The sequence below is a fragment of the Spirobacillus cienkowskii genome (assembly GCF_037081835.1).
In the GTDB taxonomy this organism is placed as follows: Bacteria; Bdellovibrionota_B; Oligoflexia; order Silvanigrellales; family Silvanigrellaceae; genus Silvanigrella; species Silvanigrella cienkowskii.
The window spans coordinates 2,280,159-2,301,740 of sequence record NZ_CP146516.1 but is presented as its reverse complement, the minus strand read 5'-3'; the positions used below and the strand labels follow the sequence as shown (position 1 = coordinate 2,301,740).

22 protein-coding genes and 5 pseudogenes are annotated in these 21,582 nt (G+C 32.2%); 20 read left to right on the top strand and 7 right to left on the bottom strand.

Features of this window, described 5'->3' with window-relative positions; translation table 11 throughout:
• Positions 1-43 precede the first annotated feature (43 nt).
• On the bottom strand, positions 44-1,192 hold the full coding sequence (locus tag Spiro2_RS10245; protein WP_338635684.1) for a glycosyltransferase family 4 protein: 1,149 nt from the start codon (positions 1,190-1,192) through the stop codon (positions 44-46).
• 215 nt (positions 1,193-1,407) lie between these two features.
• Positions 1,408-1,655: pseudogene (locus Spiro2_RS12785) on the bottom strand (GDP-mannose 4,6-dehydratase); the annotation flags it as partial.
• A gap of 251 nt (positions 1,656-1,906) precedes the next feature.
• Between Spiro2_RS12785 and Spiro2_RS10240 the strand changes: the two are divergent.
• The 6 genes from Spiro2_RS10240 to Spiro2_RS10215 are packed head-to-tail and all read left to right on the top strand — an operon-like array spanning position 1,907 to position 7,599.
• Complete coding sequence (locus Spiro2_RS10240; RefSeq protein ID WP_338635683.1) at positions 1,907-2,881, top strand: NAD-dependent epimerase/dehydratase family protein; 975 nt, start codon at positions 1,907-1,909, stop codon at positions 2,879-2,881.
• A gap of 3 nt (positions 2,882-2,884) precedes the next feature.
• Positions 2,885-4,822, top strand: coding sequence for an HAD-IIIA family hydrolase (locus Spiro2_RS10235; RefSeq protein WP_338635682.1), 1,938 nt, complete (start codon positions 2,885-2,887; stop codon positions 4,820-4,822).
• Entirely contained in the window at positions 4,797-5,777 is a 981-nt protein-coding gene (locus tag Spiro2_RS10230) for a hypothetical protein (RefSeq protein WP_338635681.1), read from the top strand. Before Spiro2_RS10235 ends, Spiro2_RS10230 begins: the two co-directional genes overlap by 26 nt.
• Positions 5,778-5,789: 12 nt before the next feature.
• Complete coding sequence (locus Spiro2_RS10225) at positions 5,790-6,413, top strand: SIS domain-containing protein (protein WP_338635679.1); 624 nt, start codon at positions 5,790-5,792, stop codon at positions 6,411-6,413.
• A gap of 14 nt (positions 6,414-6,427) precedes the next feature.
• Complete coding sequence (locus Spiro2_RS10220; RefSeq protein ID WP_338635678.1) at positions 6,428-7,453, top strand: glycosyltransferase family 2 protein; 1,026 nt, start codon at positions 6,428-6,430, stop codon at positions 7,451-7,453.
• Entirely contained in the window at positions 7,450-7,599 is a 150-nt protein-coding gene (locus Spiro2_RS10215; RefSeq protein ID WP_338635677.1) for a hypothetical protein, read from the top strand. The genes Spiro2_RS10220 and Spiro2_RS10215 overlap by 4 nt, the downstream gene beginning before the upstream one ends.
• A gap of 713 nt (positions 7,600-8,312) precedes the next feature.
• Here the strand turns inward: Spiro2_RS10215 and Spiro2_RS12780 are convergent.
• A pseudogene (locus Spiro2_RS12780) lies at positions 8,313-8,481 on the bottom strand (transposase); the annotation flags it as partial.
• A gap of 82 nt (positions 8,482-8,563) precedes the next feature.
• On the bottom strand, positions 8,564-8,752 hold the full coding sequence (locus tag Spiro2_RS10205; RefSeq protein WP_338635675.1) for a hypothetical protein: 189 nt from the start codon (positions 8,750-8,752) through the stop codon (positions 8,564-8,566).
• A gap of 245 nt (positions 8,753-8,997) precedes the next feature.
• Between Spiro2_RS10205 and Spiro2_RS10200 the strand changes: the two genes are divergently transcribed.
• The 11 genes and pseudogenes from Spiro2_RS10200 to Spiro2_RS10150 all read left to right on the top strand — a co-directional run.
• Positions 8,998-9,345, top strand: coding sequence for a DDE-type integrase/transposase/recombinase (locus tag Spiro2_RS10200; RefSeq protein WP_338635674.1), 348 nt, complete (start codon positions 8,998-9,000; stop codon positions 9,343-9,345).
• Positions 9,346-9,463: 118 nt separating this feature from the next.
• Positions 9,464-10,312, top strand: a complete 849-nt coding sequence (locus tag Spiro2_RS10195) for an FkbM family methyltransferase (RefSeq protein ID WP_338635673.1) — start codon at positions 9,464-9,466, stop codon at positions 10,310-10,312.
• A gap of 543 nt (positions 10,313-10,855) precedes the next feature.
• Entirely contained in the window at positions 10,856-11,179 is a 324-nt protein-coding gene (gene tnpA, locus Spiro2_RS10190; RefSeq protein WP_422398038.1) for an IS66 family insertion sequence element accessory protein TnpA, read from the top strand.
• Entirely contained in the window at positions 11,176-11,391 is a 216-nt protein-coding gene (gene tnpB / locus Spiro2_RS10185; protein WP_338635671.1) for an IS66 family insertion sequence element accessory protein TnpB, read from the top strand. The genes tnpA and tnpB (Spiro2_RS10185) overlap by 4 nt, the downstream gene beginning before the upstream one ends.
• A gap of 263 nt (positions 11,392-11,654) precedes the next feature.
• Positions 11,655-11,903: a hypothetical protein gene (locus Spiro2_RS10180; RefSeq protein WP_338635670.1), complete on the top strand. Its 249-nt coding sequence runs from the start codon at positions 11,655-11,657 to the stop codon at positions 11,901-11,903.
• A 170-nt stretch (positions 11,904-12,073) separates the two neighbouring features.
• The gene (gene tnpC, locus Spiro2_RS10175) at positions 12,074-12,904 is read left to right on the top strand and encodes an IS66 family transposase (RefSeq protein ID WP_338635669.1); all 831 of its coding nucleotides are present in this window, start codon (positions 12,074-12,076) and stop codon (positions 12,902-12,904) included.
• 243 nt (positions 12,905-13,147) lie between these two features.
• Positions 13,148-13,351, top strand: a pseudogene (locus Spiro2_RS10170) (transposase); the annotation flags it as partial.
• 185 nt (positions 13,352-13,536) lie between these two features.
• Complete coding sequence (locus tag Spiro2_RS10165) at positions 13,537-13,920, top strand: hypothetical protein (protein ID WP_338635668.1); 384 nt, start codon at positions 13,537-13,539, stop codon at positions 13,918-13,920.
• 59 nt (positions 13,921-13,979) lie between these two features.
• Complete coding sequence (tnpB, locus tag Spiro2_RS10160) at positions 13,980-14,360, top strand: IS66 family insertion sequence element accessory protein TnpB (protein WP_338635667.1); 381 nt, start codon at positions 13,980-13,982, stop codon at positions 14,358-14,360.
• Between the two features lie 65 nt (positions 14,361-14,425).
• Positions 14,426-15,949: an IS66 family transposase gene (gene tnpC, locus Spiro2_RS10155; RefSeq protein WP_338635666.1), complete on the top strand. Its 1,524-nt coding sequence runs from the start codon at positions 14,426-14,428 to the stop codon at positions 15,947-15,949.
• 218 nt (positions 15,950-16,167) lie between these two features.
• Positions 16,168-16,263 (top strand): annotated as a pseudogene (locus tag Spiro2_RS10150) (IS3 family transposase); the annotation flags it as partial.
• A gap of 155 nt (positions 16,264-16,418) precedes the next feature.
• Here Spiro2_RS10150 and Spiro2_RS10145 read toward each other — a convergent pair.
• The 3 genes and pseudogenes from Spiro2_RS10145 to Spiro2_RS10140 all read right to left on the bottom strand — a co-directional run.
• Positions 16,419-17,228 carry a glycosyltransferase family 32 protein gene (locus Spiro2_RS10145; RefSeq protein WP_338635665.1) on the bottom strand — a complete coding sequence of 270 codons (810 nt, stop codon included), beginning with the start codon at positions 17,226-17,228 and terminating at the stop codon, positions 16,419-16,421.
• 173 nt (positions 17,229-17,401) lie between these two features.
• Positions 17,402-17,545, bottom strand: coding sequence for an IS3 family transposase (locus tag Spiro2_RS12775; RefSeq protein WP_422397997.1), 144 nt, complete (start codon positions 17,543-17,545; stop codon positions 17,402-17,404).
• Between the two features lie 51 nt (positions 17,546-17,596).
• Positions 17,597-17,758 (bottom strand): annotated as a pseudogene (locus tag Spiro2_RS10140) (DDE-type integrase/transposase/recombinase); the annotation flags it as partial.
• 288 nt (positions 17,759-18,046) lie between these two features.
• On the opposite strand from Spiro2_RS10140, the gene istA reads away from it, so the two are divergent.
• The 3 genes from istA to Spiro2_RS10125 all read left to right on the top strand — a co-directional run bounded on the left by istA (position 18,047) and on the right by Spiro2_RS10125 (position 21,523).
• Entirely contained in the window at positions 18,047-19,576 is a 1,530-nt protein-coding gene (gene istA / locus Spiro2_RS10135) for an IS21 family transposase (protein WP_338635664.1), read from the top strand.
• A 15-nt stretch (positions 19,577-19,591) separates the two neighbouring features.
• Complete coding sequence (locus Spiro2_RS10130; protein ID WP_338635663.1) at positions 19,592-20,332, top strand: ATP-binding protein; 741 nt, start codon at positions 19,592-19,594, stop codon at positions 20,330-20,332.
• Between the two features lie 504 nt (positions 20,333-20,836).
• A complete protein-coding gene (locus Spiro2_RS10125) occupies positions 20,837-21,523 on the top strand; it encodes a methyltransferase domain-containing protein (RefSeq protein WP_338635662.1) in 687 nt (228 codons plus the stop codon).
• Positions 21,524-21,582: the final 59 nt, after the last annotated feature.

Sequence of the window (21,582 nt, the reverse complement as noted above, 5' to 3'; positions counted from 1 at the left end):
AAAAAATTCTACTCTAAAATAGATATCTAGGGTTATAAATAAGCTAGCGAAGAATTTCGGCGTGCATGGTTAACATTTCTATCTCCCAACGTGTAGGAGAAAACTTTTCTGAATAGGTGTTTTGTGCAGCTAGGCCCATTCTCATTCGACTCTCTTGATCTTTGGCGAGATTGACGATGCGTTGTGCAAATTTTTCTGCGCCTTCGTCCAAGTCTAAAACAAAACCTGAGATTGAGTCTTGCACAACCTCGGGCAAACCTCCCCTATTGGATACAACGCTAGGTATGCCATGACGCATGGCATCAAGAACAGAGATGCCTAAGCTTTCAATTTTACTAGGCTGTAAATAGATATCGGATTCGGCATAAAAGCTATTTAAATCTTTGAGAGCTCCAATAAATTCTATATTTTTTTCAAGGCGGAGGTCTTTAACATGCTCTCTGCAGGCATCAAGTAGTGAGCCTGGGCCAATCCAAGTGAATTTGATATCTGGTATTTGTGTGAGAACATGCCTAGCAATCTCAATCCAAAATAGCGGATTTTTGTAATCAACTACGTGCCCAACGGTTAGAACTTTGACTGATTTATTTAACGTACTAGAAAGAGCAACGATTTCCTCTGAGCAATTATAAATTACTCGAGCTTGTCTTGATCCACTTAAACCCCAATTATCAAGCATTTTTCTACTTGCGTACTGAGATACTGTTACGAAACAGCACTTTCTGGGAACTAATATTAAGCGTATTAGTTTGCGGGTTATACATCTCCTCCATACAGAGTAACCTGAACCGTACTCAGGAGAGGTATGCAAAATATAAATGCTATTGTCTATCAAGTTCATATGACCCAAGAAAAGACCAGGATCACCAACTGAAGCGACTATAATTTTAGGTTGCAACGAGCATACAAACTGTTTAAGCATTTTTCTTTCCTGAAATACTCTAAAAGGCTGCCTTTTGAATTTTCCTGAAAAATTAAGTACATCATCATAATGAAATAACGGGATATTGCGTTGCTTGCAATAATGAGCCATATCAGGATCATTGCGTGATCCATAACCAACGACAGTTAAATCAAAACCATTTATTACATAAAAATTAATTAATTTCATCGTATATGTTCGCGTTCCGCCGACAGAGCCATACTGAGCTAACAAAAGTACTCGAGACTTTTCGTATGATTTAAATTCCATTGGTCATAGCCCCCCCCCTTTTTCTGTTGCTTCAATATTATGAATTTTGCCAGCCAGTTTCATGATCCCGTAAAAGAAATTGTTTTGTCCTTGATCACGAACCTGAGGATTTTACGGACTTTACTGGTTTGACCGCGTTTCTTTTGAATTCGTCGGAAAAAACATTCTTTTTTTATTCCTCATTTCAGAACCTAGACCAGATTGTCCTAATTTGGTACTATTTTATAACTTTGCTCAGCCAAGTTATAAATTTCATAGGGTTGAACATCTTGAATAATGAGAATTAAGTTGCTGCTATCAGTCAGATCGGCATAATGTAAAAAAACTTTGCATTATGCTTGTGTTTATCAGTAAAAATATGATCTACACTTTGTGTATTAAAGTTACTTGTTCTAAGCTTTATTCCATGTGCTATGTAATCTTTTTTTAGAAGTAGTCTAGCGAGGAGGTTAAACTTTGGGATGACTCATGGTGGTGTCTCTCCTATAGAAATTTGATTATACTAGGGTTATGCTTTATCATTTTATAATCTTTAAAAGCTGCAAATTCGAGCATTCTTTGCAATTATAGCATGTCATAAATATAATCAAGCTGAAAGATTTTACACAACATAAACGTTTATCGATAAGAATAAAAGTTTAATAGGAAAATGAAACAATAATAAATTTTTTTTAAACTCAGAAAGATGATTTACTAAGTAGGGGTTCAGAATTAATGTTAAATAATATTTATAAAGATAAATATGTAATAATTACAGGGGTTGCGGGGTTTATTGGAAGTCATCTTGCAGAAAGATTGTTAGAATTAGGAACTAAAGTTATTGGTATCGATAATTATTCTTTAGGTAGCAAAAAGAATATTTCTCATTTGTTGGCTAAGGAAAACTTCGAATTTTTTAAATTAGATTTAATAACTGAGTGTGATGAATTTTTAAAATGTTTAGATAGTAAAGAAATTTTAGAAGTATGGCATTTAGCTGCTAATTCAGATATTTCAAGCGGTGTTACAAATCCTGAAATAGATTTAAGAAATACTTTTCTAACAACTCATAATATTTTAAAAATTTGTAATAAAAAAAATATTAAAAACTTTATATTTGCTTCAAGTTCTGCCATTTATGGAGATAAAGGAGATTTGTTAATTTCTGAAGATATCGGCCCGCTTTTTCCAATTTCAAACTACGGAGCTATGAAACTTGCATCTGAAGCAATTATTTCAGCTGCGGTAGAAAGTTTTTTAGAAAAATCATGGATTTTTAGGTTTCCAAATGTTGTAGGATCCAGAGCTACGCATGGTATAATTTATGATTTTTTAAATAAATTGAAATTAAACCCAAGTGTATTAAATGTATTGGGTGACGGCTTTCAGTGTAAACAATACTTGCATGTATCAGAGCTTATTAACGCAATGCTTTTTGCACGTTCAAAGGCTTTAAATAATTTAAATTATTTTAATTTAGGTGTTTCAGATTCTTCAACAAAGGTTAAAGAAATTGCAAATTTATTATTGAAATGTCTAAATTCTGATGCAAAAATAATATATGGTCAAGAAAAAAAAGGTTGGGTAGGAGATGTGCCAAAATTTAGTTTTTCTACAAAGAAAATAAATGATTTAGGATGGTTTCCTTGTTTGACTTCTAATCAAGCTGTTGAAAAAGCAATTAAAGAAATTATTTGTGAAATAGGATAAAATATGAAGCAAGCTGTAATTTTAGCTGGAGGAAAAGGAAGTCGGATTTGGAAAATTGCTGATGGTTTACCAAAAGCTTTAATGCTAATTAACGGCAAACCATTGATCCATTATCAAATAGAATTGTTAAAAAAATATGGTATCACAGAAATAATTGTTTTAACAGGTTTTTTAGCAGAAAAAATTGAGAGTAATATTAAAGATGGCGCACATATGGCAGTATCTGTTATTTACAAAACAGAAGCAGAGCCTCTTGGTACAGCAGGGTCTCTACTTTCTGCTTATGAGTTACTTGATCATACGTTTCTTGTACTTTACTCGGATGTTTTTTTATCTGTAAATTTAAAATATTTCATTGATTTTCATATAGAAAAAAATGCTGATGTTTCAATTTTTGTGCATCCTAATTCTCACCCTCATGATTCTGATATTCTAGAAGTTGATGATGATAACAAAGTTACTAATATTCACTCTTATCCTCGTTCAGAAAAAATGGTTTTGCCAAATCTTGTTAACGCAGCTTTATATATTGTGAAAAAGCATTCTTTAGAAAAATTTATTCAACCCATTTATAAATCAGATATTTGTAAAGATTTATTTCCAAAATTTTTATTCAACAATATAAAATTATTTGCATATAACAGTCCAGAATATATAAAAGACATGGGCACTCCAGAGAGATACAAACAGGTTGAAGAAGATATTAAATATTGTTTGCATTTAAATAAATCTTTTAGTTTAAAGAATTCTGCTATTTTTTTAGATAGAGATGGTACATTAAACGAACATAAAGGTCATATTATAAATCAAGATCAATTAACGTTAATTCCTAATGTGCCTAGTGCGATCAAGAAAATTAATAAATCAAAGTATTTAGCTATTCTTGCAACGAATCAGCCCGTTATCGCAAAGGGAATGTGTTCTGAAGAAGAATTAAAAAAAATACATTGGAAGCTTGAAACTTTACTGGGCAAAGAAGGTGCTTATTTAGATAGAATTTATTTTTGTCCGCATCATCCTGATAAAGGCTTTAAAGGCGAGATTGCTGAGTACAAGATAAGATGTAATTGTCGAAAACCAGAAACAGGAATGTTAGAAAAAGCTGTAAAAGACCTTAATATTGAAAAAAATAAATCTTGGTTTATTGGAGACACAACAGTTGATATTGAATGTGCTAAAAGAATGAAAATAAAGTCAGTCTTAGTGCGTACAGGAGAAAAGGGCGAAGATTACCGTTTTCCAGCTAAAGCTGATTTTGAGTTTTATAGTTTAGACGAAGCTGTAAATTTTATTGTTAATGATTATGAAATTATTAATGAAAGATTATTGCCAATTATTCAAGATTTTAATCAATCATGTGTGATATTAATTGGTGGTCAATCTCGCTCAGGAAAATCAACTATTGCTTCTCTGATTAAAAATTTATTATTAGAAAATAATAAAGAATCTAGTATAATTAATCTTGATAATTGGTTAATTAGCGAACAGGACAGAAATTTATCTGAAGGATTATATGGAAGATATAATTTTGAAGAAATTAAAAATATAATTGATAAAATTGTTAATCGTTCTTCGGATATTGTTATTGAAGCACCAATATATAATAGATCCCACTCTTCAATTGTAAAAGATATGACACAAAAAATTGAAGTTAAGAAAAATGATATTGTAATTTTTGAAGGTATAATTGCTTTAATGTTAAAAGATGATTTTAAAAATTCTGAATTTAAAATTTATATTGATACTCCTGAAGAATCTAGAAAGGAGAGAATAAAAAAAGAATACTTGCTTAGAGGTAGAACTGAAAAACAGTTTTTAGATATTTATTCTCAAAGAATTATAGATGAGTATGTAATTATTGAAAAGTATAAAAATGTAGCGGACAAAATAATAACTTTAGGAGATCATCTAAATTATGATTATTGCAAGAACTCCACTTAGAATGAGTTTTGTAGGAGGAGGATCAGACCTTCCAATATTTTATAAAGAATTTGGAGGAGCTGTTGTCTCTACTGCTATAAATAAATACGTATATGTAACAGTTAATAAAAAATTTGATGATCATATTCGTGTTAGTTACTCAAAAACTGAAGAAGTAGAAAATATAAACCAAATTGAACATAAAATTGTAAGAGAAGTTTTAAAACTGCTAGAGTTTCAGGGAGGCATGGAAATTACTTCAATAGCAGACATTCCATCTAAAGGAAGTGGTTTAGGTTCTTCAAGTTCATTTACGGTAGCTTTGCTCCATGCTTTAAATACTTTTAGATCTAAAGCCGTATCTGCTCAGTATTTAGCAGAACATGCTTGTAAAGTTGAAATTGATATTTGCCAAGAACCAATTGGCAAACAAGATCAATATGCAGCAGCTTTTGGTGGACTTAATTTTATACAGTTTAATCAAGATGATTCAGTATTTGTAGAAAAAATTATTTGTTCTAAAGAAACAATAAAAAATCTTTTTGAAAATGTGATAGTGTTTTATACAGGAATTTCAAGAAGTGCATCTGCTTTGTTAGAAAAGCAACAAAATGTAATTCAAAATGAAGTAAATAAAAAAGAGTTACTTAAACAAATGTCAACTATGGCGTATGATTTAAAACGTGAATTGGAAAATAATAATTTAACTTCTTTTGGTGAAATATTACATGTAAACTGGATGTTAAAAAAGCAAATACTTGGATTTATTAGTAGTTCAGATATTGATAGGTGGTATGAACTAGCAATGAAAAATGGCGCAACCGGAGGAAAAATTTTAGGTGCAGGTTCTGGCGGTTTTTTAATGTTTTATGCTCCTAAAGAAAAACATGAAGCTATTAAAAATGCTCTACCAAACTTAAAAGAAATTGACTTTAAATACGAATCACAGGGTTCTCAAATAATTTTTGTACACTAGGAGTTTTAAAAAATGAGTTTTGTTGATCCAAGCTCAAAAAATAAGTTGTTTAACGCAGATACTATTTATGATTATTTATTGGAATATAAAAAAGAATTAAGTAATGCATTAGAAAAAGTTTCTGCTAGCGACTTAAATAAAGTTTTTGATTTATTACAAGATGCGAGACGATATAATAAACGTATTTGGGTTGCAGGCAATGGCGGTTCGGCAGCAATTGCTGATCACTTGTGCTGTGATTTTACTAAAGGTACAAGATTTACAAGTAAAAAATCGCTAAAAACAAACTCTTTAAGTTCAAATTCGGCAATTTTAACAGCTATTGCAAATGATTTTGGTTATGATCAAATTTTTTTACAACAGTTAGAAATGTTATCAAATAAAGATGATATTGTAATTTTAATTTCTAGTTCAGGTAATAGTGAAAATGTAATTAGAGCTGCAGAATGGGCTAACGATAACGGACTAACAACAATTAGTTTAACAGGATTTTCTGGCGGAAAATTATCTAAAATTACTAAAATAAATTTGCATATACCCTTAAATAATTATGGAATTGTTGAAGACGCTCATCAAATATTAATGCACTCATTAGCTCAGTTTATTTCAAAAGTAAATCAATTCTCATTGTCTTAGGAACTAAAAAATAAATGGAAAAAAAACAATTAGTATCTGTAATTGTGCCTGTATATAACTCTGAGAAATATTTGGTTTCTGCGATTGAAAGTGTGCTACGCCAAACTTATATTAATTTTGAATTAATATGTATTTATGATGATTCTTCTGATTCGTCTCTGGATATTTTGCAAAATTATTCTCTTAAAGACAATAGAGTTAAAATCATAAAAAACAATGGAAAAAAAATTTCAGGAGCGTTAAACACAGGGCTTAATCTAGCTAAAGGCGAATATATAGCAAGAATGGATACGGATGATATTTCGCTACCAAAAAGGTTGGAAATTCAAGTGGATTTTTTAAATAATAATCCTGATTATGTTTTATGTTCAACTAATGCTATTATTATAGATGAGGATTCAAAAATAATAATAAATAAAATGTATTTAGAACTCGAAAATGTTCCTCTAGAAGTGAGACAGATTTTTGAAAATGGAGTTGCACATCCTAGTGTTATGTTTAGAAGAAAAGAAATTCTAGAAAAACATCTATGTTACAAAAACGTCGTCGCAGAAGACTATCAATTTTGGTTTGATATTATAAAATATTACAGAATTAAAAGAATTCCTGACTGTCTTTTAATGTATCGTTCTCATAAAAATAATTTATCTCTAAAATTAAGAGAAAAACTAATAGTAAGTACTCAAGAATGTCAAAAAAATTTTTTACAAAATGTAATAAATTTAAATAATAATGAGATAGATTTTTTTATGAAAATATCCCAAGTAAAAGTGACATTTAAAGACAGTAAATTTCTTATTAATAAATTAGTTAACGAAGCAAAAAATATATGGAAAATAAGCGACATAGAAGTTATTAGTTCAATTAAATACTTAAATACTCTTGATATTTTATTTGCAATAAAATTTAAAAAAATTATTACTTTGTTTTTTTTATTAATCAGTTTTAATTTTTCTTTTAAATTTTTATATAAGAGAATTTTCTTTCATTTTTATATAAAGCTTATTTCTTTAAAAAATAAGTTAAAGGGTAATGTATGATAGTTGTTGTAAAGTTGATGGGTGGTTTAGGAAATCAGATGTTTCAATATGCAGCAGTTTTTTCACTTGCACATAAAAATAATGCTAAGCTAATTCTTGATAAATCTTGTGAATCAATTAACATACATCAGTATTCTTTAGAATAACTTAATTTGAATTTTTCTTTTGTAAAGTTTTTTACATTTTAAATTTTTTACAAAATATTTTTTTTTAAGAAAAATTTTAATTTTGATAAAAATTTTTTAAATATAAAAAATTCTAAATATATTATAGATGCCAGTTAATGGTTAAAAACATCAATTATAATTTGAACAAGTATTTAAACAGATAGGCAGCAAATCGTCCGAAAACAAGAACAATAAGGCCTTTAGTAGATCAAACTTTTGATGCGAATTGAATACCGCTGGATTCAGTTAAACAGAAGGAGATTAGACCAGAGGAATTTCATCTCCAACCTCCTCGCAGACCATGATCATGAACCTCTCGATTCACTCCGTTCCCATTGCCCAATAGTTAATACTTTTCTATTCCAGTGATAAAACAGTTTAAGTCGTTGTTTTGCAAAGGACTCTATCCATTTTGTACACATTATTTTATGTCCACGCAGCTTTATATATTTATTCCCTACCTATTTTCTGAGTTTGGCATCAATATATTTATAAATTATCGATAAAGTACTCGGGTAAAATTAAAATGGTACTAAAATAGTAGACAATCTGATACGCCTTCCACTAAGTTTTTATCACCTTGAATTTTTCGAGTTGCAAAAAACCGATAGATTTTATGATTTCATTAGTTAAATTGTTACAAACTTTGCTTCCTGCAAGGATAATATCTTCTATTTTTTCGTATAATTTGAATGATAAATAATTTCTTTTTAAAAACTGCCATACCCGCTCTATAGGATTGAGTTGTGGGCTATACGGAGGTAGAAAGTCTAAAATTATATTTTTCCTAAAAATGGTATTTGATAATCCACTATTACTAAATTTTTTAGAAAATATTTTTTGAATCAATTCTAAAATCATTCTTCCATTTGTATATTTTTTATTATTATCAAGTATACTCGATTTTTTAATGGTTTTTTTAGTTCTATAACGTTACTATCTGTTAATTTTTTTTCCTTCCTTTTTGAACCATATTATTTAGCCCTGAAAAACTTTCTAATGAATATTTATTTAACCATAAAATAATAGTTTTTTTAGAAATAGATAAAAAACTCGGTATCTTTTCTCCTTTGGCTCTCATAATTATCATCTGAATTCTAAAAATTATTTCTCTTCTTGAAGATTTTTTCATTAATATCTTTAATTCTTCAATCGAATTGTGTAGCTTAAGATCATGTGCGTTTCCTTTTGTTAAAAGTCGGTTTAGTTTAAACTCAGCATTTTTTTTCTATAAAAATTAAGTGCACTATTTTTGTTCAAATTTAATTGTAATCTATTTTTAGAAAAAGCAAGTGGAAATAGTATTACTTAACCAATTCTTTATGGACTACTGATATTACCAACGTCCCCACAAAAGAAAGTTAGATTTATTTATGCGTGGTTTTAGACTGTTTTTCGAGGGCTATTGTTGGATGGTCGATGTCCGACAAAATAAATTCTGATCTTGTTACGTTTGCAATTCAACATGCAATCAGCTTTAGAAAACCTGGCAAAGGTGTGATTTTTCAAAGCGATAGAGGCAGCCAATACGCCAGTTCCTCTGTTATTAAATTATTAAAACAGCATGAATTTCATCAAATCATGAGCAATGCTGACAACTGCTATGATAACACTATTTCTGAATTATTTTTTGCCACTTTAAAAACTGAATTGATTCATAAATGCAATTTTTTATCGAGAAAAGAAGTGAGAACCTCGATTTTTGAATTTATTGAGGTGTTTTAGAATCGAATTCGGATCCACTCAAAACTTGACTTTAAGTCGCCTTTTGAATATGAAAAAATTTATCGTTAATTCTGTCTACTATTTTAGATCCACACCAAACAACTAAATTGGACGAGCTATGAATGCGAATGAACATAAAAGTATCTACGCCAAATATCTAAGCTTAGCAAAAAAAGATGGCTACTTGGTAGCTACTAAACAAGCTATTTTTTGGATTACATGTATGCTTAGAGTAAGAAAATTTGACGCAATTCAAAAACGAAGAATTGAAATTTCAAAACAATTGGACGAGCTTTTCAAATCCACCGTTCGATATGGACCTTTTAAGGGACTAAAACTATCAACCAAAACTTGGTGGGGCTTAACAGACAGAGGCTCCATGTTACTGGGACTTTATGAAAAAGAGGTGCTTGATTCATTACAAAATATTCCAAAAAAATTTAATACTTTTATTGATTTAGGTGCAGCTGATGGATACTATGGAATTGGAGTGTTAGTAAATAACTTATTTGAAAAATCAATTTGCTATGAGATTAGTGAAGAAGGAAGGCAGACAATAAAAGATAATGCCCAACTCAATAACGTTCTACATAAAGTTGAAATTAGAGGCATAGCAAAAAATAATTTTTATCACGAACTTTCTTCATTTACCCTTTCAAATACAGTCTTGTTCATTGATATTGAGGGAGCAGAGTTTGAATTGATAGGCAAAGAAACCTTTAACGCATTCAACAGATCAATAATATTCATTGAGTTACATGATTGGTTTTTCGAAGATGGCGAAGAAAAACTTCTGAAAATTAAAAATGATTCAACCTTAACTCATGTTGTAACAGAACTAACCATGGGTTCTCGTGACCTTTCGATTTTCCCTGAGTTAAATAAATTACATGATAATGATAGATGGCTTATTTGCTCTGAAGGTCGCGGACAACTAATGACTTGGCTAAGATTTGACCCAAAATAAATAAATTAAACCAACTCCACAGCCGCACGTATAACGCTTGGGCGCATATCAATGTAACGCTGTGTTGTTGACATATTTGCGTGATCCGCAATTGCTATAAGCGTGCTCACCTCTACGCCTCTCTCTCAATTCGTAAGTCCCGTGCGTCTGCCACTGTGCGACGTTGCGCCACTAATGCACGCGTTTTTGTAAATGCCGTTGACTATGTGCGTCAACGTGTTTGCTGTAACGCCCTCGCAACGTTGCGTGTAAAACATCAACTGTGTTGGATTTTTTACTTTATGCGTTGCTATATACGCCGCCAATTCAACACGTGCTTTTTCAGTAAACCATATAGTTCGCGCTTTGTTGCCTTTAGTTTGTGCTGCACTTAAAGTTGTTTCAGCTCGTATTTCGCCGTCTTCGCGCCAATAACATCACAATAAACGTAACGCCTCAACTTCCCCATCTAAACATTAGAATGAAATTAAATTAAGACTTCTTTTTTGAAACGAAAGGAGTTTAGTTGTGATTAAAAAAAGCTTGCGACGCACCCCAGAATAGATTCGGCGGATATTAAAACATTATCCAAGTTCAGGGTTATCGAAAACAAAATTTTGCCAGCAGTATAAAATTTCAGAAAATGCTTTGTATAAGTGGATAAAGTTAAATAAAGAAAAAAGTAATTTTAATTTTATTTCTGTCACAATAAAGCAAGATTGTGATCACATAGTACAACATGAATATGAAACAAAAGATAATTTTATTAATAATAAAATTTTAGACCATAGTGAAATTAAAATTGAAATAAACGCAGGAATTGTTGTTAAAGTTCCAAGTATAATATCTCCTAACTGGTTGTCTTCTTTTATTAAGGAATTGCAATGAAGGGTTTTCGTGATTTTTTAAATATTTATTTGTGTTTGCAACCCGTGGATTTTAGAAAAGGGATTTATGGCCTTGTGAATTTAATTAAACACGAACTGCAAGAAGAACCATTTTCTGGTACTTTATTTATATTTACCAATAAAAATCGAAAAAATATAAGAGCTGTGTACTGGAATAAAACAGGTTTTGCCATGTGGTCTAAAGCATTCTAAAAAAATCAATTTCATTGGCCTAAAAATAATCAATGTTCTAAACTTATTGTTGCACAAGAACAATTTTATTGGATTCTTTCTGGAGTTAATCCTTGGAAATTAAAGCCTCACCAAGAATTGCATTATTCTATAATTAGCTAACATATAAAACATAATTTTAAAGATAAACATTCATAAAAAAATATTATTTTTTAAGCCTAAATTTATTGACAATATATTTTTTACTTGGTAAATAAACTTTATCTTTAATTGCAAGGATATTTATGGAAAAAATTGGTTTTCCTAAAAATTTGCCTGATGAGTTTAAAAGCTATTTTGTTGCTGCTTTTAATGAAATTAATCGATTAAAAGAAGTTGTGAACACACTTTCTAGAATTGCCTTTTCTCAACGTTCGGAAAAATATGTTAAATACGAATTTATGTCACCCGAAGGCACATTATTTAATGAAGCAGAAAATTTACTTAAACATGATCAAAATCTTACTCTAGGAAATGAAACCGCTGCCCCTTAATAACCACAAGAATAAAAACTCTAAAAATAATAACAAAACAAAAAATACATTATTTTCTGATGACAACTCTTCACGCAGTACTTTTCCTACTGCGTTGCCGCTTTACAGACAAGAAGTTCTGTTTCAACAAAAAAACATTGAAATTCCAAGAGTGACTTTTAGCACGCTGGATGATGGCATGTGCAGAGGCTGTGGCTCCCCTTGTTGCAGAAATTAAACGTTATATTTTATCCCAACCCGTTATTCACTGCGATGAAACCCATGTGCAAGTTCTTGCTGGTACAAATAAAAAACCCACTTCTAAAAGTTACATGTGGGTTCTGGCTTCTGCAAAAGACGCACATCCTGCGTCGGTGTTTCAGTTTTACCCTGATCGTTCGCAAGCCTCTGCGTTAGATTTCTTAAAGTCTTACAAAGGATTCTTGCACGTGGACGGCTACGATGGCTACAGCCAAGTGTGCTCCCAACTGAGTGTGACTCGGGTTGCCTGTTGGGCTCATGTTCGCAGAAAGTTTGAAAGTGCCTTTAAAGAGGGCGCCCCTGCTGGCAAATCCTTAGCCGAATTATTTTTAACCGAAATTCAATCTCTCTTGGAAAAAGAGATTGAATCTTTATCTGCTCTTGAAAAACAGAATATGCGCCTTGAAAAAGCAACTCCTATTATTCAAAATATTCGTAAACTTATTGATGAAAACGTCAATAAGGTCTTGCCTCGTTCAAAACTTGGTGATGCCTTTGGTTATATTTCCAATGAATGGCCGCACCTTTTGCATTTTCTAGGTAATGGACTTATTGCTTTATCAAATAACAAAGTCGAAAATGCCATCCGACCCTTTGCCATTGGCAGAAAAAATTGGTTGTTCTCGTATTCCACACGTGGAGCCCAAGCCAGCGCCATTTTATACTCTCTGATTGCCACTGCAAAAGATCACGATCTCCACGTTGAAGAATATCTCAATGATTTATTCTTAAATATCACTCTACTCAAAAAATCACCTTAGCCTGATTACACTCCTCTACTCCCATGGAACTGGAATAAATAATTTATTTTTATTCCATCTGCAATATGGGTGACGTAAAGCGCTTACGGTAAAAATTAGGTTGAAAAGCTTATGAGACAAATGAAATTGCGGGACAGAAGAAAGCCTCAATTTGTGAAAACGACCGATTCCAAACACAAACGAAAAGTTTTTCCAAACCTCATTACCTAAGATTTCAGAGCTTACTTAACCAATTCTTTATGGACTACTGATATTAAATATGTTCCGACAAAAGAAGGTTGGCTTTATTTATGCTTGATTTTAGATTGTTTTTCAAGGGCTATTGTTGGATGGTCTATGTCCGACAAAATAAATTCAGAGCTTGTTACTTCTGCAATTCAACATGCAATTAGCTTTAGAAAACCTGGCAAAGGCGTTATTTTTCATAGCGATATAGGCAGCCAATAAGCCAGTTTCTCTGTTATTAAATTATTAAAACAGCATGAATTTCATCAAATCATGAGCAATGCTGACAACTGCTATGATAACACTATTTCTGAATTATTTTTGTATAACCTCATCTTTCCGCGCATTTAAAAAGTAAAAAAAGTTGCGATAGTAACAGAGTCCATATAGAGGAAGAGGAGGGAGAAATGGATAACGTTACATTAAGAAGAAAGCTGAGCACTTATTTATCGAGTAAGGGTTATTTAAAAAATGTGCCAGAAGATTTGTTATATGAAATTTTGATTGCGTGGGAGAATTGGACGAGTAGTAGTAAAGAATTTTATTCTTCGTTAGGATTTACTCAGACACAAATGGCGGCATTAATAGGCAAGGCAAAAAAATTAAAGCGCGAAGGTTACTTTGGAGACGGAGATTTTAAGCAAATACAGGTGAGCCAAGAAATAAACGTGCCAAGTGATTTTGTATCAAGTAATACTTGTAGCGCTGCAGAAATTGTGATGTCGGATGGTAAAATAATTCGATTTACGCAAATTGATTATTTATTAGACTTTTTGAAGAAATCCGCTTAGTAAAAAAAGAAAGGTTATTGTCGGGTCAGAGTTTATAAAACCAGCAGTAAGTATACTTCATGTTATCATTCAATCGCAGAACAAAAATTTATGTTTATAAAGAGCCAACCGACATGCGAGAGTCGTATGATGGTTTGTTTTACAAAGCAAAAAAATTGCTAAAAAAAGATCCATTTTCGGGTCATTTGTTTTTATTTATCAATAAACGTCGCACATCGTGCAAGTGTCTTTATTACGATGGCACAGGGCTGGTTATTGTTGCAAAAAGGTTAGAGGAAGGCTTATTTTCCAGAATAAACCCTTTGTATAAAAAAGAAGTTGTGTTGACTCAAGCGGAGTTTAGTCTTTTTTTTGAGGGAGCAAATTTAGAGAAAAGATTTATAGAGAGTCCTATCGAAATTAAAAAAGTTGCGCGTAAACTCAAGGCCTTGAACTTGTAAAAAAAATTATTATAATCAGGCACATGAGCGAAAATCAATTTCTACAACTTACGCGAAATGACCTTGTGAACTACTCGAAAGAGCAGTTGATTCAACTTCACGAAAAATTTATTAAAGAAAATATTAATATTAAAAATGAGAATATGAGTTTAAAAAATGAGATCGTGGACTTAAAGAACTATACCAAAATTCTTGAAGAAAAAATTGTTATTATCGAAGGGCAACTTGTTTTATTTAAGAGTAAATTGTTTAGAAAAAAATCAGAAAAAAGTCCGCAAGAAAAGAAATATAATCAAGAACCTAATTCTAAATCTAAGAAAAAAAGAGGGCATTATTCTTTATTGCCTTCGGAAAGATATCCTGAAGCTGCTATCATTGAAAGACATATTGAATTTAAAGATAACCCTAATTGTTCCTGCTGTGGTTACACAATGGAAGATTCTGGCATGACAGAAGACAGCGAATACTTAACAGTTGTGCCAAAGGATTATTATATCGTTCGGCAACGGAGACATAAATATCGTTGTAGTCAATGTCATGGCGATATCAAAACAGCGCCATCGGCAGCACGAATTATTCCAGGCTCTGCATATGGTGACGAACTGATTATCGATGTTGCTATGGCAAAATACTGTGATTTGGTACCCATTGAACGGTACAGCACAATAGCAGGGCGCGAAGGATTTGTTGACTTACCACCTAATAGCTTAATAGGCACAACCCATAAATTAGCAGACTATGTGCAACCAGCCGTTGATAAAATAAAAGAAGAAATTCTTTCTTCTCCCGTGTTGCATGCTGATGAAACACCACACAGCATGCTTGAAGGGGATGAAAAAAAGAGCTGGTATTTATGGGGATTTTCTAATAACGAGAGCAGTTACTTTGAAATCAGAAATACCCGTTCAGGAGATGTGGCATCGGAGTTATTAACACAATCTCAATGCCAATACTTGGTTAGCGATGTGTTTTCTGGCTACGAAAAGGCGGTAAAAGAAAGTAACAAAATTCGAGAACAAAACTGTCAACCTCAAATACACAGTGTGTATTGCAATGCCCACAGTCGCCGTAAATTCAAAGAGGCGGAGGAGAGTTTTCCAGAAGAAACTCAATATTTTATCAAAAGTTACCAAAAAATTTATCAACTTGAAAAAGAAGGACAAAATGAAATTGGTACGTTAACAGAAAAAAGAGAGGCCATGAACGCGATCTTTGAAGACATGCGAAAAACAGCCACATTACAAAAAGACAATTTTTCCTCTAAAAGTACGCTTGTTACGGCAAGCAATTATTTTTTAAAAAATTATTCAGGGTTAACATTATTTTTAACAAATTCTGCTTTACCTATTGACAATAACCATCAAGAGCGCCAATTAAGAAATCCAGTGATTGGCCGAAAAACGTGGCACGGCACGCATTCCAAGCAAGGCGCCAAAACTACCGCTATCTTCTTTACTCTTGTAGAGTCTTGTAAGCTGAATAAAATTAATCCTAGGCATTATTTTAAAAAATTAGTTGCATCTCTCCATGCTGGAAAACCCGCTTTCACTCCAAAAGAATTTAAAGCGATGCCCCTTGATACGGGATAAGTACACTTCAGTTAACACTTTCAAAATCAATAAATAAACTTAATAAATAAAAAAACTCTATTACCTAGAATGATAAACTTATTTTATTGTCAAATATCTCTATACCAATAAAAAAAATGCCTAATTTAAACATCTCTGCATAAACCCCAAACTCTACGTAATTATTATACTAAATGCAAACTTCTCTTAATATGCGAGGCGCGATGACGTTTTACTTATTTTTTGCCACTTTAAAAACTGAATTGATTCATAAATGCAATTTTTTATCGAGAAAAGAAGTGAGAACCTCGATTTTTGAATTTATTGAGGTGTTTTAGAATCGAATTCGGATCCACTCAAAACTTGACTTTAAGTCGCCTTTTGAATATGAAAAAATTTATCGTTAATTCTGTCTACTATTTTAGATCCACACCAGAATGCCTACTTTTTTGGGAAGAGAGGTTATTGAAAATTTGGAATAAATAACATTTTACCTTCTGAAATAAGATATAATGTATTTAAAATGTTTTGGAGTGAATCTGTAATAAAAATGATAAATAAAAATCTTAAAAACTTGTGACAAAGTTAGTGTCAACGCAATTTTTTTAAGATAATAATTTTTATCAGCGGTTTTATGCCTGAGAAAGTTAGAGAAATAGTATTGAGAGTGTAAATGCTCTTTATATGAATATTTTTTATTTGGTACCCAAGAACCTTCAAAATGATGCGTTGCAACATTTCTTTCCAAATCTAGACAAAATGTTTCAGCCGGATATACATGAACTGAATCAACACCATCAAAACCAATTTGTTTTTGATTCAATCTTTCATCAATACAGAATTCAGAAATTAAAATACGACTAACAGAAACAGTATTTGGCTCTAGGAGCTCATGGTACACCAAACCGTTATAAAAATTTAATACTTTCTTTGTTAATGAATGGTTAGTCTTGGTTCCCCAGACTGCTGTAAATGGCACTCCTTCTGTCTCAAATCCGGTAAAGGCATCATGTTCAAGAAAAGAGTCTAGATTTGCTTTTAACTCGACATCCGTATCAAGATATATACCACCATACAAATTTAATGCATAAGCTCTAACGTAATCAGAAACATATGCATAAATTTTCTTATCATAAGCGGTTTTAGTAAAAATATGACTACTTACATCAAACGTTTCTTCATTCCACAGTTTAATATCATAGTCTGGACAAAATTTTCTCCATGTTCCTATATACTCATTAAGGTGGTCAGGTAAAGATTTGCCGCCAAACCAACAATAGTGAATTATTTTGGGTATCATGATTATTCTTCCTTAGCGCTGAATGGAGCGGGCGAGTATATACTTGATAATTTTTTCTGAGGCTAACCCGTCACTATGGTGTGGATCCAAAATAGTAGACAGAATTAACGATAAATTTTTTCATATTCAAAAGGCGACTTAAAGTCAAGTTTTGAGTGGATCCGAATTCGATTCTAAAACACCTCAATAAATTCAAAAATCGAGGTTCTCACTTCTTTTCTCGATAAAAAATTGCATTTATGAATCAATTCAGTTTTTAAAGTGGCAAAAAATAATTCAGAAATAGTGTTATCATAGCAGTTGTCAGCATTGCTCATGATTTGATGAAATTCATGCTGTTTTAATAATTTAATAACAGAGAAACTGGCTTATTGGCTGCCTATATCGCTATGAAAAATAACGCCTTTGCCAGGTTTTCTAAAGCTAATTGCATGTTGAATTGCAGAAGTAACAAGCTCTGAATTTATTTTGTCGGACATAGACCATCCAACAATAGCCCTTGAAAAACAATCTAAAATCAAGCATAAATAAAGCCAACCTTCTTTTTACCACATGAGATCCCTTGCATTTTAAAGGTTTGAAAGACCATGCGTCTGCCATAGTTTTGCCTTGGCCGATTGCATTAAAGAGCGCCACCCCGATTGCAATTAAGGGGACCATAGCAATTGCATGTTAACGGAACCACCTTAATTGCACGTTAAGGGGACCATGCAAATTGCACTAAGCGGTACCATTCCGATTGCAAATTAAGGGAACCATTTTTTTATAGCCAGCGATTCGTCTTTTTTGCAAAGCTCTTAGGCAAGGAGGTGAGCCTAATGAGAAGAAAAGGACGAGTTAGTATGGAAAAGTTGGGGCAAATCCTGCAAATGCGGGAAAAAAGGCGTTCCATTAGGACAATTGCACGATGTCTTCATATGTCGAGAAAGACAGTCAAGAAATATCTTCAAGAAAATTTGCATAAAGAATGTCTAAACAAAAACATTCAATATCAAACTCATTCTCCAAATGACAAACTTAATCCAGACGATATACCTAACTGGGCTCAAGAAATTGATATTGAACTCGTATTAAAAGAATTGGGTAAGGGAATTAGCTATAAGGTTCTTTATGAAGAACTCAAACCCACCATTAGTTATTTTAGCTTTTGGAGATTTTTTAGAAAACTATACGGCTTAAAAAGGCAAAACATTTCAATAAGAATAATCCATAAACCAGGAGAAAAAACTTATGTTGATTTTTGTGATGGTATCCAGATTTTTGATGAACTAACTGGTGAGGTTATTAAAACTCATTTATTTGTCGCAACACTGCCTTTTAGTCAATACACTTTTGCAGAGTTTACATTAGATCAAAAGCTAGAAACTTTTATTGAATTGCATGATAAAACTTGGGAGTTTTTTGGAGGGGTAACAGATTACACTGTGCCTGATAATTTAAAAAGTGCTGTAAGCAAAGCACATCGCTATGACCCTGATTGCAATAAATCATTTTGTGAATATGCAAACCATGTAGGTTTTGCAGTTTTACCAGCAAGGCCATATAAACCAAGAGATAAAGCTTCTGTTGAAGGCAATATTCATCATATTCAAAAATCTTTTTTTCAGCGTGTCAGAAATAAAAAGTATCAAACTTTATTTGAACTCAATCAGGATTTTAAAATATTTTTGAAAGAATTCAACAACTCTATTATGAAAGACTATGGTGTATCAAGGAAAGAAAGATTTAGTACAGAAGAAGCTTATTTAAAGGCTGTTCCTGCGGAAAAATTTCAATTGTTTAATTGGAAAATAGCAAAGGTTCATCCTGATTGCCATATTCAAGTGGAAAAAAATTTTTACTCAGTTCCATTTCACTTTGCTGGCAAAGAAGTTAGAGTTAGATATTCAAAGAATTATTTAGAAGTTTTTTCTTCAAATGGAGAGCTTTTATCTTCACATAAAAAAATAAAAGGAATAGGAAAGTCATCAACCGATCCTGGTCATTGGCCTCAAGAAAAACAACGTTACCTCAGCTTTGATATCAATAAAGCAAAATTGGAGGCTAAAAAAATAGGAGAAAACACGTATAAGTTGATTGATTTTTTATTTTCACAAAGTCACCCTTTGCGCTTTTTACGTCCTGTACAAGGGATGTTAAGACTAGTGTATTCAAATAAATTTAACAAAGAAGATATGGAATATGCAGCAAAAATGGCGTTTTCTCATAAAATTTACCGTCTCTCATATATAACTGATTGTTGTATTTTTCATGTAAATGGAGGGGCAAAGCCAAGAGCAACGCAAGCGCCAATCCGTACACTAAACACAATCCATCTTCATCAAAGCAAAGAAAAGATATTCAATTAATTAGAAAGAAATAATATGTTCCAACAAGCCAAAAACTTAGCACAAAAATTACGTTTACCTGGATTTTTAGAAAATATGGAAAGAAGATGCGCGGAGTTTGAATCAGGAAATCTAAGTCCATCTGAATTTTTATCGCTGTTATTGTCAGACGAGGCAAATTCTAGGAAAAATAAATTAAACAAGCGCCTAGAATCCATAGCACGATTTCGCCATCGTATTGATTTAGAAGACTGGGATGCGTCTTTTGACAGAGGTATCTCAAAAGCAAAAATGAAAGAAATATTTCAACTTTCTTTTTTACATAATCGAGAAAATTTAATTATTCTTGGAAAAACAGGCGAAGGGAAAACTCATTTAGCAATAGGGATAGGGCGCCGTGCATGCCAAGAAAGTTCAGGAGTTCTATTTTCTTCAGTCAACTTTTTTCTTGAAGAAGCCATTGCAACAAAAGCTTCTGGAAAATATCTTGCTTGGGTAAAAACAATAACGAAGAAAGAAATTTTAATATTCGATGATTTTGCTTTACGGCAATATAACCATGAAGAAGCGGGTATCATACTTGATATTCTTGAAGAACGTCAAAGAAAAAGCATTACAATTGTAACTTCACAGGTTCATCCTGATGGTTGGATTAAATTGTTTGAAGACCCTGTCATTGCAGAAGCAATTGTTGATAGATTACGAAATCCTAGTCAAATAATTACACTAAAAGGAGGTTCTTATAGAGAAAAGCTTAAAATAACAAAAAAAGACTAGAAACTTGTTACGAAATGAATTTTCTTGTACCCATTTTTTTATAGACGATTCACCTTCGTCGCTGGCTCATAAAGTGGCACCCTTAACATGCAATCAGGGTGGTTCCCTTCTTTGCAATCGAGCAATTGACCGCATTTCATTTGAATTCTTCAGAAAATACTTTCTTCCTTATAATTAATTTATATCAGATTGTCTAATATTTTGGTACCAATTCAGGTATACATTGATGAGTTGGCTCTGTCAGTCCATTGGTCGCTTCTATGTTGATTTTAGTTTAACAAAAATTATTTAATAAATTCAAGATATTTTCTAAATCCTCACAATAATTTTCTTAACTTTTAAGTGGCATTATTAGAAAAAACAAAAGCTAAAGGTAACATTCAAGTTATTGACAAGCAATATAGATATCCATACGCTGTCAAAATAACTGGATAATAACGCGGCGACGTTTGAGTGGAACGGCATCTAGAGCGGCGTAGGAATTAATACTGCGAAGGACCATGTATGCGAGAAACAAGTAAAACAAATCAAATCCGAGGCGAAGATTTTTTAAAAAAATATCTATCAGGCAAAGTGATTGATATTGGGTCTGGCGATGATCTAGTATGCCTAACAGCAGAACGGTTTGATAAGTACGAAGGTGATGCCAACCACATAACCAAGTATCGAGAGCCAAACACCTATGATGCGGTACATAGCAGTCATTGTCTCGAGCATATGTTGAATCCAAAAAATGCTCTTGAAGAATGGTGGAAACTGATAAAGCCTGGTGGATTTTTAGTTCTTGTCGTTCCTGACGAAGATCTTTATGAACAGGGTTTTTGGCCTAGCAGGTTTAACCGCGATCACAAAGTAACGTTTACAATTCGCAAAGAAAAAAGTTGGTCGCCTGTCTCATATAATATATTTGATTTAGTCGAGTCGCTACCTAGTTCGGAGGTTATTTCTATAGAACTTCAGGATAAAAATTACAACTACCAACTTCAAACAAAATATCCGCCACCGCCAATTGCGAAAATAAACATAGTTCGACGGGCAGTAAGAAGAATTATCCGTCTCTTAATTTGTAATCAATCTTGGTGGGAAAAGATGGAGAACAGGCGATTTTATACTCACAATGTACCAGTTGATCAAACAATGAGAGAGGCTGTGGCTCAAATACAAGTTATTGTGAGAAAAGTAGAGAATTAAAGATATTCTTTAACTGTCTCTATCGTGATATTCAAATTTATTGTTAAGTTTGAATATGT

Bases quoted from the DNA above. Each gene is read 5' to 3' on its own strand.
- Spiro2_RS10245 (WP_338635684.1), bottom strand. From the start codon at position 1,192: ATGGAATTTAAATCATACGAAAAGTCTCGAGTACTTTTGTTAGCTCAG.
- Spiro2_RS10240 (WP_338635683.1), top strand. From the start codon at position 1,907: ATGTTAAATAATATTTATAAAGATAAATATGTAATAATTACAGGGGTT.
- Spiro2_RS10235 (WP_338635682.1), top strand. From the start codon at position 2,885: ATGAAGCAAGCTGTAATTTTAGCTGGAGGAAAAGGAAGTCGGATTTGG.
- Spiro2_RS10230 (WP_338635681.1), top strand. From the start codon at position 4,797: ATGATTATTGCAAGAACTCCACTTAGAATGAGTTTTGTAGGAGGAGGA.
- Spiro2_RS10225 (WP_338635679.1), top strand. From the start codon at position 5,790: ATGAGTTTTGTTGATCCAAGCTCAAAAAATAAGTTGTTTAACGCAGAT.
- Spiro2_RS10220 (WP_338635678.1), top strand. From the start codon at position 6,428: ATGGAAAAAAAACAATTAGTATCTGTAATTGTGCCTGTATATAACTCT.
- Spiro2_RS10215 (WP_338635677.1), top strand. From the start codon at position 7,450: ATGATAGTTGTTGTAAAGTTGATGGGTGGTTTAGGAAATCAGATGTTT.
- Spiro2_RS10205 (WP_338635675.1), bottom strand. From the start codon at position 8,752: ATGAAAAAATCTTCAAGAAGAGAAATAATTTTTAGAATTCAGATGATA.
- Spiro2_RS10195 (WP_338635673.1), top strand. From the start codon at position 9,464: ATGAATGCGAATGAACATAAAAGTATCTACGCCAAATATCTAAGCTTA.
- tnpB (WP_338635671.1), top strand. From the start codon at position 11,176: ATGAAGGGTTTTCGTGATTTTTTAAATATTTATTTGTGTTTGCAACCC.
- Spiro2_RS10180 (WP_338635670.1), top strand. From the start codon at position 11,655: ATGGAAAAAATTGGTTTTCCTAAAAATTTGCCTGATGAGTTTAAAAGC.
- tnpC (WP_338635669.1), top strand. From the start codon at position 12,074: ATGATGGCATGTGCAGAGGCTGTGGCTCCCCTTGTTGCAGAAATTAAA.
- Spiro2_RS10165 (WP_338635668.1), top strand. From the start codon at position 13,537: ATGGATAACGTTACATTAAGAAGAAAGCTGAGCACTTATTTATCGAGT.
- tnpB (WP_338635667.1), top strand. From the start codon at position 13,980: ATGTTATCATTCAATCGCAGAACAAAAATTTATGTTTATAAAGAGCCA.
- Spiro2_RS10145 (WP_338635665.1), bottom strand. From the start codon at position 17,228: ATGATACCCAAAATAATTCACTATTGTTGGTTTGGCGGCAAATCTTTA.
- Spiro2_RS12775 (WP_422397997.1), bottom strand. From the start codon at position 17,545: ATGAGCAATGCTGACAACTGCTATGATAACACTATTTCTGAATTATTT.
- istA (WP_338635664.1), top strand. From the start codon at position 18,047: ATGAGAAGAAAAGGACGAGTTAGTATGGAAAAGTTGGGGCAAATCCTG.
- Spiro2_RS10130 (WP_338635663.1), top strand. From the start codon at position 19,592: ATGTTCCAACAAGCCAAAAACTTAGCACAAAAATTACGTTTACCTGGA.
- Spiro2_RS10125 (WP_338635662.1), top strand. From the start codon at position 20,837: ATGCGAGAAACAAGTAAAACAAATCAAATCCGAGGCGAAGATTTTTTA.